The sequence below is a fragment of the Rheinheimera sp. KL1 genome (genome assembly GCF_001275035.1).
Lineage (GTDB): Bacteria > Pseudomonadota > Gammaproteobacteria > Enterobacterales > Alteromonadaceae > Pararheinheimera > Pararheinheimera tangshanensis.
On the sequence record NZ_LAMX01000021.1, the window covers coordinates 70,062 to 83,077 of the forward strand.

A 13,016-nucleotide genomic window follows, 5' to 3' on the forward strand; every position below is an offset into this window, starting at 1 on the left:
TGGCTCTGTGCAATCTAAGCTGACGTGTCAGTTTAATGAACTGAGGCAATCTTTTCTCTCACTATTTGGCTTAATTGATTAAGCTATTATCAAATATATCGTTTTTTTTGATTTTAGGCTAAGACTTCATCACATAAATATGGGTTGAAGTGGTCGATGTCATTTACTTAGAAGAGATTAAGTCAATGCTTGCACTAAAGCTTTAAACAAAGCTATTGTGCATTAAATAAGTTCATTGTCTTTAGAGACTTTGCCGCAGGTGAGCAATTTAAGGAGCGAGATCGACCATGGAGTCATTTACAAACCGCACACCCAAGTTCTGGACTTACTTAATATGTTCTCTATTTGCATCAGTGATTATTAGTGCGGCATTCGTTACTAATGCGTTGCGCAATACTCAGTATCAAAGCCGATATGATCATATATATGCTGAAGAACTCAATACTCTGGAAAAAACTAAAGCAGAATTAATGCAACAGGCATTAATGACGGCGCAACTTGTAGAGAAAAATCGGTTGGTTACAGAGTTATTGGTTCAGGCCTCCATTTCTTATCAGAATTCTGCGCTTGAGCAAGAGTTGCGTCCTATCAGAGAACAACTACATCAGATTGTTACTCCCTATTGGCAATACCTTCATCAGCATGGCGTAAAGCAACTGCACTTTCATTTGGCGCCTCAGGCATTTACTTTATACCGAGCACACAAACCAGAGTTTCATAGTGATGTGTTGGCTGATGTTCGGCCTTTAGTCGTTGAAGTATTGAAAACAGGACAAGCTTTTAGCGGATTGGAGATTGGTCGTAACGGTTTGGGCTTAAGAGCTGTTGTACCTATGAGCCAAAATAATAAAGTGATTGCAGCCATCGAGGTTGGCTATGGTCTATCAGGCACTTTAAGTTCAAAGCAAAGCTCCCTGCCTGGTAAAAGCTCTCAAAACTCTGGTATGGCATTTATCATTAATAAAACCTTACTTGAGGTCTTGACTGACGATCAGCGAGCTAAATTCAGTGCAGGCAGCACGTTGTTCTGGAGTACTGAAGATAGCGCCTTACAAGAAACAGCGCTTCTTCAGCATATCCCGGAAAAGGTCAACAGCTCTGCCTTTTTATCAGTTCAACAAGACGGCAGGACTTTCCTTTTAACGTTGATGCCGTGGCCTGAATTTAAACAATCCGGCTCTGAAGCAGGCGTTGTATTGGTGAATTGGTTAGATATCACGTCTATGCAGCGTGAAAAATCACGTAATGATTGGATTCTCAACATAATCTGGCTTATTGCACTTTTGATGGGGCTGGCATCTGTATATACGATCAGCACTAAACTGCAAAAAAGTACTGCCCGGTTCATGGAGCATAGACAAAAAGAGCTGTTGTGGTCAGAGAAAAAACTAAGGGCTTTGTTTGATTTGTCGCCCGACTCTATTTTACTCAATAGATTATCTGACGGTGTTTATCTGGAAGCAAACCCGGCTATGGAAAAACTAACCGGATACAACTTTGAGGAACTTCAACAACTCAGCTACTTTGATTTGACACCAGAAGCTTTTGCCCCCCAAGAACAAGAACAATTGCGCCTGCTCAATGAAACAGGTCGATATGGCCCTTACCGTAAACAATACCGTCATAAGAACGGCCATCTTGTTGATATAGAGCTTCGCGGCGTTAAATTTGTCAGTCCGTCTGGTGAAGAAATGATTTGGTCTACCATTACTGATTTGACAGAAACCTTAAAATTGGATCGTTTAAAGCAGGATTTTATCTCTACCGTTAGCCATGAGTTGCGAACTCCGTTGACCTCGATCAATGGTTCATTGGATTTACTCCTCAGTGGTGCCGCAGGTGAATTACCAGCAAAAGCCGAGAAACTTCTGGGGATAGCAGTTAAAAACAACAAAAGATTGATTGCATTAGTCAATGACTTATTGGATATGGAAAAGCTTTCTCAAGGCAAACTTGCATTTCATGCTGAGTTTGTTAGCAGTTCGTTGTTGCTACACAGTGCACTAGAGCATAATCAGCCCTTTGCTCAGCAGCATAAAGTAGAATTGAAACTAGGACACGTAGATGATGTTCTTCTACATATAGACCCTGCAAGGATACAGCAAGTGTTAGCAAATCTGATTTCTAACGCTGCCAAGTTTTCTCCCCAAGGCTCCATCGTATCTGTCTATAGCGTGTTAAAGCCACAGGTATTGCGTATCGCCGTAGCTGATCAGGGACGTGGCCTGACTGCAGAGCAGATTTCACGGCTTTTCCAGCGTTTCTCTCAATTAGATAATGGTAATAACAGAGAAACGACAGGCTCAGGACTTGGTCTTGCCATTAGTCGGGATATCATATCGCAAAGCAACGGACAGATAGGCGTAGACTCCGAATATGGTGCAGGCAGTACATTTTGGATTGAATTACCTCTGGTAGATAAGGCAGAACAACCGATTCTTACCAAAAAAATTCTGGTCGTTGAAGATGATGCTGATACTGCTTTTACCATTCAGGAATTACTTGCTACGAATGGCTACACTGCAGATGTTGCCCATACACTGGAGCAAGCCTGGCTATTATTACAACAACGCACCTATGATCTTATTACTTTGGATCTGAACTTAAATGGCGAAAGTGGCAGTGACTTTTTTCTACGATTACGAGACTCTTCAGACTACGCGCATCTGCCTGTTCTGGTGATTTCTGCTTATATCCATCAGGGAAAGTTGGCACTTAATGCGATAGCAAATACGGTAGATTGGTTGGAGAAGCCTGTTAATTCAGAAGTACTGTGCCAGAAAATAGAGTACTTACTATCCTTGGGCAACTCATCGGGTTCGGCTTCACGTATTCTTCATGTTGAAGATGATGAAGACATTGTATCTATTTTGAAAATGCAACTGGAACCCATCTATCATTACCATCATGCAGCCAGCCTCGCAGAAGCACGATTAAAGCTCAGAACAAATCAGTATGATCTGGTGTTATTGGATATAGGATTACCTGATGGAGAGGGCTGGCAGCTGTTTCCGGATCTGGAGCTATTGCATGGAAAAGTTCCTGTGATTATTTTCTCAGCTCAGGATATTAGCGTGAATCAACGAAATCAGGCGACAGCGGTGTTTGGCAAAACCAAAGTACAGCCTTCGGCATTAGTTGAGCATATAGCGCAGATGCTAAATGCTGGACAACCTTGAAGTGGAGACCTTATGCAATTAGAAAAAGTGTTACATGTCGAAGATGATGAATCAATTCGAATGATTGTCGAAATGGCCTTGGTCGATTTATCTGGCTTGACTTTGGTCAGCTGCGAAAGTGGATTTGATGCTCTTGCCCAAGCTTCGCATTTTGAACCAGATCTGGTGTTGTTGGATGCGATGATGCCTGGGATGGATGGCCTTCAAACCTTGATTGAGCTCAGAAAACTGCCGGGCTATGCCAAGGTTCCTGTCGTGTTTATGACTGCACGTATTCAACAAGCTGAAAAGCAACAATATATAGATGCTGGCGCTGTTGCTGTGATAGAAAAACCTTTTGAAGCTACTCAGCTTGGCGATCAACTGGACGCTATTTATCAAGGTCTTGTTATGTCTGAATAACTATTTGTACGAGATTTTTTCATGCAAGTTGCAGCGCTGCCGTTTACGGAATAAGAAAGATGTGTGGTGCTCCTTTCATAGGATTCATGAAGGCAGTACAGCTATTAACAGATGGTAAGCTCATAGCAAGGATTTGTTTTAATAATAGTTAGCACGTTACTTTTTGAATGTCGTTTCAGGCAATTTGCGACTATATTCGATAAGCAACAGGCTAGCCATACAGCAATACTTTTTCCATTACTTCCAGTGTGTTGCTGCGCTATCTGCTGATAAATACAAGGAATAGGCATTGAATAAGCAGGCTGAAGTTTTATTGAAATACCGATGGTCTTTGCTGGTCTTGCTGGTTGGCATCACGCTTAGTGTGTTACTGGGATACCAAACCCGGAGCAACAATATGCTGCGTATTAATCAGGCTATGCAAGGGGCGCTTGCTCTCGTCTCAGAGGACATCTTAACCAAAGTAAAGCTATACCAGTATGGTTTACGCGGTGCCAGAGGTTCAGTATTAACAGCAGGTGAGCATGGCATCAGTCGGGCACTATTTTACCGCTATAGTTTAACGCGTGATGTTGATCTCGAATTCCCCGGCGCTCGAGGTTTTGGTTTTATTCGCAGGGTGCCTGTCAGTGAGACACCGCAGTTTTTAGCAAATGCGCGTGCAGACGGCTGGCCTGAGTTTAGTATCAGGGAACTATCGCCGAACTCAAAAGAGCGCTATGTGATTCAGTACATTGAGCCTGTTGAACGAAATAAAGCTGCAGTGGGTTTGGACATCGCCTCAGAGCATAATAGATACGCTGCCGCAACATCGGCAATGCTGAGTGGTGAAGTCAGATTAACCGGTCCCATTACTCTGGTACAGGCATCAGGTTTACCACAACAATCATTTTTAATACTGATGCCTCTGTACCGCAGCGTGAAAACACCAGAGACTGCGGTAGAGAGGGAAAAACAAGCTTTTGGCTGGAGTTATGCTCCCCTGATCATGAACGAGGTATTAGCTCATGTCAGAGTGGATGCCAATCAATTTATACTTAGCCTGGACGATGTGACTGAACCAGAAACTCCGGTTCGTTTTTTTAATAATGCTGTGGATACAATGGGCTTGTACCCTGTAAATGCTGTACAAACTATCTATGGACGTAGCTGGCGCTTTAATATGGCGGCTCAACCTGCACTTATTCAAAGCATGCATTTACAATCCCCTGTTAAAGTAGGTTTATTCGGCACCATGGCTTCTTTGCTACTGGCGCTGCTTGCTTTTTTAGTTGAGACTAATCGAAAAAATAGAGAACGATTTTTTGTGCAACAAGCTAAAGAGCTTGAACTGCGAAAGTCTAAATATTTAGCAGAGGCGGCAAATAGCGCTAAGTCGATGTTTTTAGCCAATATGAGTCATGAAATCCGAACACCGATGAACGCGGTACTAGGGATGCTGCAGTTGATCAAATCTACAGAACTCTCGACTCAGCAACACGAGTACACCAGTAAAGCGCAGATCGCAGCCAAATCCTTGCTGAATTTAATTAACGATATTCTTGATTACTCCAAGATTGAGGCCGGTAAACTCGAACTGGAGCAACAACCATTTAACACCGAATCATTGCTTAGAGAACTTGATGTGGTGTTATCTCCCAGTTTAGGCAAAAAAAATATTGAGTTGCTGTTTGATATTGACAGTGCTTTACCAACTGCTGTAGCAGGCGACAGGCTAAGATTGCAACAAGTGTTAGTAAACCTGACCAGCAATGCGATTAAGTTTACAACTGAGGGGGAAGTGGTTCTTCAATTAACGCTGTTGCAATTACAAGACAAAAAAGCGCGGGTCCGTTTTAGTGTTCGTGACACCGGTATTGGTATTAGTTCATCTCAGCAGCAGCGTATTTTTGAAGGATTTACTCAAGCCGAAGCCTCAACAACCCGTCAGTATGGCGGCACAGGTCTTGGTCTGGTGATCAGCAAGCGTATTGTTGAGTTGATGGGGGGAGAGTTGCAGTTGCAAAGTGAGCTAGGCAAAGGCAGTCGTTTTTGGTTTGACCTGGAGTTTAATGTCGCCACTGAAGTTGAGGACGAACGTCTCGCCTCTATCGGTGCTGATACTACCGTATTAATTGTTGATGACAATGCTGCTGCTTTGGAGATATTGCAAAAAACAGTAGAGCAACTTGGTGCCCGTGTCATGGTAGCGAGTTCAGGTGAAGAGGCGTTGGACTGTGTTGAGTATTGTTTTGCAACAAATCAAACTCTGCATGTGGTATTGATGGATTATCGAATGCCAGGCATGAATGGCCTAGAAGTGGCACAGTGCATCAAAGCAAAATCCGATGCAAGCAATTTGCCTGTGGTGATTATGGTCAGTGCCTTTGGCCGCGACGAAATTATGAAAGCGCAAACTACAGAAGTGCTTCCTTATGCGGCTTATCTGACGAAGCCAGTCACATCACAGCAAGTTGGCTTGCTTATTGAACGAGCCATCTCTGGAGATATACTAAAACCCTCTTTGCGAGTAACGCCAGAGCTAAGTGCATCTCCTTTACAAGGCCTGCGTTTATTATTGGTGGAAGACAATGAATTTAATCGTGTAGTGGCTTCTGAGCTGCTGGAACACGAAGGCGCTGCAGTGGATATGGCCGTCGGTGGGCAGGAAGGTATTGATGCAGTTATTAAAGGGAATATCAGTTACGACCTGGTATTGATGGATGTTCAGATGCCTGTCATTGATGGCTTAGAGGCCACACGTCAAATCCGTGCTGATGCGCGCTTTGCATCACTGCCTATTATCGCTATGACAGCTAATGTTTATACATCTGATCAAGAAGACTGCATTAATGCTGGAATGAACTGGCATTTAGCCAAGCCTTTTGATTTAGATAAAGTCATTGAAACTATTTTATTTTTTACCAACAAGAACCTTGATAAAGATACTCATCTTCTTCTTTTATCCGATGAATCAACGGAGCAGCCGGTTCATTCGGCAAGGCTTTCTGGTGATGCGGCAGATAGTAATAGTGTTGATAATGAACGTCAGAAAGCTCCATCCGAAACGGTTAACCTTGCTCAGCCTGAATTGCAAGAAATTCATTTTGAGAAAAAAAATCTTGACGTGTTGCTTAAGCCTTTTGGTGGGAAAGAGGCATTCTTCAGACGGTTAATCCATGTATTCGAAGCAAACTTTACCAGCCAGCTTGTCAGTCTGCAGGAAAAAATCAAACAAAACGATCACCACGAAGTTCTGGCTATCTTGCATGCCATCAAAGGAACCTCAGGCACTATAGGTCTTGCAACTGTATATCAGGTCATTTGCCTGCTTGAAACTCAGCTTAAACAATATTTTAACTCAGAAGAATTCGAACTTAGCCCTCTTTATTCTGAACTTCCAGAGCGCTTAGACTTTATTGCACGGCAGGAGTTGTCAGATATTCATCAGCTGCTTGCAAAAAAGGAGGCTAAAACTTCTGAAGCTGCTTTACCCCCAGCTTACGATAAAGATGACTTAGTACAAATGCTCGAGACACTCAGGCCATATTTGCAGACTGCTAATATGGAAGTGTTAACTTTGTCTCAGCAGCTGAAAGAAAAACTTGTTGGTCACGAGCAATGGCTCAGTATGACAAAAGACCTTTTTGACACGATAGAACAGTTAAATTTCGAGCTGGCTGTACGTGAGTTAAATAGATTAAGCAAATGATGGCAAACGAAACGTCATTACAGTGAACAGATATATAAGCCAAAGTAGACAAGAATAAACAGGCTGGGCTATGCAATTAGAAAAGATTATGCACGTATTTGAAGCTAATCAGCTTGGCGATCAATGGACGTTATTTATCAACGCTTCTATGCGCTCGCATAACTATTAACACTGGAGTCGTTCATGCAAATACCCGAGTTGCCCTTTACAGAACAAGAAAGACTTTTGACGCTGCAATTAACAGGGTTGCTCGACACTGAGTCAGAGCCTCGTTTCGATCGACTCACACGCCTGGCACAAATGACCTTGGGTACGGAAATTGTGCTTATTTCTCTGGTTGATGCAGAACGTCAATGGTTTAAATCTAAACAAGGGCTGGATGCCTGTGAAACGACAAGGGATATTTCATTTTGTGGCCATGCAATTTTAGTTGATGGTATTTTCGAAATTCCAGATACCCTGGCTGATGTTCGTTTTGCAGATAATCCTTTGGTTTTAGGTGCTCCCTTCATTCGGTTTTATGCTGGAGTGCCTCTGTTAAGACGTGGTCATGCAATAGGAACACTTTGTTTCATTGATAGTCGCCCCCGCCACTTTTCAGACAAAGAAAGAGAGATCGCGGCGGAGTTCGCCAAAGTAGTAGAGCAGGAAATTCAGGACAGGCTTCAGCAAGAAGCGCATCAGCAGTTGGCTGCAAGCGAGTTAATGTACCGCTCAGTGTTAGAAGGAACAAGGATAGGCACTTGGCAATGGAACGTGCAGACAGGAGAAACCCTGTTTAACCAGCGCTGGGCTGAAATTGTTGGGTATGTACTGGCCGAACTGGAACCTGTTTCAATCAATACCTGGCTAAATCTGGCACACCCTGATGATTTACCCGGATCTGCCCAACAGCTGCAGGCTCACTTTGATGGGGATACTGCGTTTTATGATTTTAAGTGCCGGATGAAACACAAAAACGGCCATTATGTGTGGGTACATGACAGAGGTCGGGTCATCTCATGGACTGCAGATGGTAAGCCACTGATGATGTACGGCACTCATGCGGATATCACTGAACAAAAAAATAGTGAGCTCGCTTTAGTGCAAAGTAGAGACCAGTTTCAGACCCTAGTCTCTAATATTCCGGGCATTACGTATCGATGTCAGGTCGATGAAAGCTGGACTATGTTGTTTATGAGTTCTCACATCGATCCGCTCTCCGGCTATCCGGCCTCTGACTTTATTAACAATGCAGTGCGTAGCTATGCCAGTGTGATCCACCCGGATGATAGGGACTGGTTGGAAGAGAGCGTTGCAAAAGCTCTGAACAATAAAAAAAGTTGGGTACTAAATTATCGTATCTTACATGCTGATGGTTCAGTTCGCTGGGTAGAGGAAAGAGGTGCAGCTGAGTATGATGATGCAGGTAAGGCACTATTCCTCGACGGCTTTATTCTTGATGTTAGTAAAGAAAATAAGCTTCAGGAGCAGCTAGTAAAGCTAACCCAGCAATTGCCGGGCGTTGTCTATCAATTTCAGTTATGGCCAGATGGCCGCACAGCGTTCCCTTACGCCAGTGCCGCTATTGAATACATCTACGGACTAAAAGCCGAAGATGTCATTCACGATGCATCTCCAGCTTTCGCTAAGATATATCCGGACGATTTACCTTCCGTAGCAAAAAGTATCGAAGATTCACGTCTTGGTATGACTCTCTGGCAACATGAATATCGGGTATTCAAAAAAGATGCTTCTCTGATGTGGCTATCAGGCAGAGCAACGCCAGAGTTACAGTTGGATGGCAGTACCTTATGGCACGGTTACATTCAGGATATAACTCAATCGAAAGAATACTACCTTGAGCTTGAAGCGCTGAATAAGCAATTGCGGTTTACACAGCAGTGCCTTGAGCTTGCCAGCGACCAAGCAAAAATTGGTTATTGGCGGGCTTCGCTGAAAAACGGATCGCTATGGTGGTCTCCCATTATTTATCAAATATTTGGTTTTGACCCTAATGAAACCACACCCAGCGTTACATTGTTTAGAAGCACCTTACACCCTGATGATGTGGCTAAAGTGGAACAAAGTGAACAACGTGCAAAAGAAACAGGTATTCATAACGTGGTACATCGAATTGTGCGCCCAGATGGTGAAATTCGCTGGGTACATGAGCTGGCTCAACTGCTTCCTGAGGAAAAAGACCCTGATTTGACATTGATAGGTTCAGTGCAAGACATCACTGAGCGTATGAAGTTACAACAAATAAAAGACGAATTTATCTCCACGGTAAGTCATGAACTTCGTACGCCCCTTACCTCAATCCATGGCGCATTAAATTTACTGACGTCCTCTAACTTAGTGCAACTTCCACCAAAAGCCGAGAAGTTATTAGGAATTGCAAGTAGCAACTGTCAGCAGTTAAGTCGCTTGATTAATGACTTATTGGATATTGAAAAACTAGTGGCTGGAAAAATGTTGTTCGATATAAAGCGAATAGAGCTTTGGCCAGTTCTGCAAAAAGCGCTAGATAATCATCAACCTTATGCTGCACAGCAAAATATTCGTTTGCTATTAACAATTGGTACAAATGCAAAGCACATTGTGATCTCTATTGATGAACACCGATTGATGCAGGTATTAACCAATTTACTTTCAAACGCAGTGAAATTTTCGCCTTTAGGGGGCGATGTTGTCTTGTCTGCTAAACGCATTGCAGATGAAGTAGAAATCTCAGTGCAAGATAGTGGCCCCGGTATTTCTGAAGACTTTAAACACAAAATTTTTCAGCGTTTTTCTCAAGCCGACGCCAGCAGCGCCAAGATGAAGGGGGGGACAGGTTTGGGGTTAGCGCTTTGCAAGGAAATAGTCGAAGCTATGCATGGCTCTATAGGTTTTGAGTCCGAGTCTGGTTGTGGCGCAAGATTTTATATCAGCTTCCCATTAAGACATTGATAGTCTAGCCTGATACTACAAGTTCGAAGGAGTAAAGAATTTGCCCACTAATAAATCGCCCGAACAACTTCAACAAGCAATGGAAAAACTACAAACGAGGTTTTTGTCTAAATTACGTTTAAAGGCAGAACTATTTGCTGATATATCTCAGCAGTTGGAATCAGGTATTCTCACTACTTTCCCAGAACTTATTAGTGAAGCTCATCAGTTAGCTGGCTCCTGTGGTACTTTTCAGTTTAATCATCTGGGCATACTGGCCCGACACATTGAAACCATAGCTTTGAGTGTTGATGCTTCAGAGAAACTGCAGGGGGACAGGCTCAAAAGTTTGATTGACTCGTTGAAACTTTTTGTTAACGAGGTTGAACAGGTTCTAATAGGACCCAGAAACTTCTCAGCGAATCTTTTACCCGAACTCGAGTTGTTACAAGACGTGTGGTTAGTTCTCAACCCTTCGGCTTTGCGCGATGAACTATGTGCTCAGTTAAGCGCCTTTGGTTACCCAGTCAAAATTTTTTCAACTTTTGGGGAATGCATTGAAGCGCTAAGGATCCAAACGCCAGCTTTATTGTTTTCTGAAGCAGTGTTAGCTGACCAGCTTTTGTTTGACCAAAAAGAACTCATCGGAATTATGAACGAGCAAAAACGCTGTCTCATGGTTTATTCTGCAACAGACAGTTTTGATTTAAGGATCAACGCGGTCAGACATAAGACGCATGGCTATTTTGTCTCGCCTCTGGATATCCCAAGTATGATGCAGAGAATTACCCGGCTCTTTGATGACAGTACATTTTCAGATAAGAAAGTGAGTATTCTCGATGATGACCTTTTACTCGCTGAGCATTACAGCTGGGTGCTTGAATCTGCAGGTATTGAAGTTCAGGTGATCCGGGACTCAAGATTAGTCATACCGGAGTTACTGTCTTTTAAGCCAGATGTTCTATTACTTGATATGCATATGCCGGAGTTTTCTGGCGCTGAAATTTCAGGTGTCATCAGGCAGTACGAGTCTTTAAGTAGCCTTCATATTGCATTTTTATCTGCTGAGCGTGATATTCAATTGCAGTTACAGGCTTTGTCTTACGGTGCTGATGATTTTATTACTAAACCAATCTCAAATGAACACTTAATTACCGCCGTTAAGTTAAGGCTTGCGAGAAACAGAGATATTAAGTCGTTAATCGAGCGGGATAGCCTGACAGGTTTGGTTAAACACGGCAGTATAAAAGACGCTGCATTGATTGAGTTTGATCGGATGCGGCGTTCTGGTGAGCACTTTTGTATAGCGATGATTGATTTGGACCATTTTAAAAGTGTGAATGACTCTTATGGCCATGCTATTGGTGATGTTGTGATAGGGACTATTGCGACCTTACTTCGAAAGAGACTTCGACGTAGTGACAAGGCTGGGCGTTATGGCGGTGAGGAGTTTATGGTCGTATTGCCTAAATGCAGAGCTAACGACGCTAAGTTGCTCATAGAATCTATTTTACGTTCTTTTAGGGATATTCATTTCAGTGCAGGGCAGCAATCCTTCTCCTGCACATTCTCTGCAGGTATCGCCTGTAGTTCAACAGGCTATGCAGATGCGGATATGATGATGAAAGCCTCCGATCAAATGCTCTACAACGCCAAACGCAGCGGTAGGAATCGAGTGTGCGTTAATACTGAAGGCGAGTAATAGAATAGCAGCACATCATTTACATAAAGTTATTTAATGACATCTAATGATTCAAACTAGGCAGTTATGCAATCTAAACCAGAATTCATTGTATGATTGTTATTCGCTCAAAGCAGAAAACAGTTTAATGAATAAACTGGGTCATTCAATGCAGATGACATGTTATCTACCTAAATATCCTCGGATCAAATTCAAACTCTAGTTTCTCTGCCGCTGCCAGTATCTCGCTTAGCGCCTGATGCTTTGGATTGACGATATAATTGTGATCGCGGGGTGATATGGAGGAGGGGACTTGTAGCGCGGCGTAGTCTGGATCTTGCTGGTTCAGAAACTCGTCGCCAATCAGTTGTGTGCTTTCGTTTGCGGGAATAGTCCGCCAGTTGGCTGGTAAATCTTCCTGCTCTAACTTCGCAATCAACTGCTCTGGCATATCAATAGCGTACAAGTCGTAAAGCTGGATCACGGCCGGGTCTCTGGTTAAGTGGACAAATACTTCCAAAACACAAAGCGATTCGGAGCCCGCAAAGTACAAAGCTTCTGTGCCTTTGCTGTTCCAGCGGCCACCATAAAGTTTCGCGCCTGCCGGGCTAAAAGGTGCTTCAGCGAATTTTTTCTGCGTCAGCCTGTAAAGCTTCATCAGGAAAATACACCATGTTCCACCCGGCCAATCAGGTCTTTGACTATCTCGAAGTCGACTGTGGTGGATACCATGTCTAAAGGTCTTTTACCGTCTAAACCATAAACACTGCTTTTCATCCACTCAAGCGCACGTTCTTCATCATTAAATAGCTCGGTGGCCAGTTTCATCAGCATGGCGAGGCGATACATGGCATCACTTTCCTGAGTGCTGAAACGTTCGCTATTTTTTAGTCTGCGCTTGATGGTACTGACTGGGATATGAGTGATCTGGTGGAACTCGGTTTGCGACAATCCAGCTTTGGCGACCAGGTTACGATACACCACAGGCTTAAAGCCCTGATGTACAGCCTCAGTGCGAACTGTTTTAGCGTCTTCGATGCCAAGGCTAAACCAGAAGTTTGTTTTATGGTTTTGTGTTGGCTTAAAACTTTTAAGTTCGATGGCAGACATCAGCAGTTACCTTCGCTTTGTTTATCTTGGTTTTATTTGG

The 13,016-nt window shown here is 43.2% G+C and carries 7 protein-coding genes; 5 read left to right on the plus strand and 2 right to left on the minus strand.

The window, feature by feature from the left end:
* Positions 1-287: 287 nt before the first annotated feature.
* From WH43_RS11985 to WH43_RS12005, 5 genes are all read left to right on the plus strand, one after another.
* Positions 288-3,179 (plus strand): response regulator, encoded by a 2,892-nt coding sequence (locus WH43_RS11985; RefSeq protein WP_053424840.1) that lies wholly within the window; start codon positions 288-290, stop codon positions 3,177-3,179.
* A gap of 12 nt (positions 3,180-3,191) precedes the next feature.
* Positions 3,192-3,581 (plus strand): response regulator, encoded by a 390-nt coding sequence (locus WH43_RS11990; RefSeq protein ID WP_053424841.1) that lies wholly within the window; start codon positions 3,192-3,194, stop codon positions 3,579-3,581.
* Positions 3,582-3,870: 289 nt separating this feature from the next.
* Complete coding sequence (locus tag WH43_RS11995; protein ID WP_053424842.1) at positions 3,871-7,272, plus strand: CHASE domain-containing hybrid sensor histidine kinase/response regulator family protein; 3,402 nt, start codon at positions 3,871-3,873, stop codon at positions 7,270-7,272.
* Positions 7,273-7,455: 183 nt separating this feature from the next.
* Entirely contained in the window at positions 7,456-10,206 is a 2,751-nt protein-coding gene (locus WH43_RS12000) for a PAS domain-containing protein (protein ID WP_053424843.1), read from the plus strand.
* A gap of 40 nt (positions 10,207-10,246) precedes the next feature.
* Complete coding sequence (locus tag WH43_RS12005; protein WP_053424844.1) at positions 10,247-11,887, plus strand: diguanylate cyclase; 1,641 nt, start codon at positions 10,247-10,249, stop codon at positions 11,885-11,887.
* Between the two features lie 166 nt (positions 11,888-12,053).
* On the opposite strand, the gene WH43_RS12010 is transcribed toward WH43_RS12005, so the two are convergent.
* Both WH43_RS12010 and WH43_RS12015 read right to left on the minus strand, forming a co-directional pair.
* Complete coding sequence (locus tag WH43_RS12010; protein ID WP_053424845.1) at positions 12,054-12,524, minus strand: RES family NAD+ phosphorylase; 471 nt, start codon at positions 12,522-12,524, stop codon at positions 12,054-12,056.
* Positions 12,524-12,976 (minus strand): Xre family toxin-antitoxin system antitoxin, encoded by a 453-nt coding sequence (locus WH43_RS12015; RefSeq protein ID WP_053424846.1) that lies wholly within the window; start codon positions 12,974-12,976, stop codon positions 12,524-12,526. Before WH43_RS12015 ends, WH43_RS12010 begins: the two co-directional genes overlap by 1 nt.
* Positions 12,977-13,016: the final 40 nt, after the last annotated feature.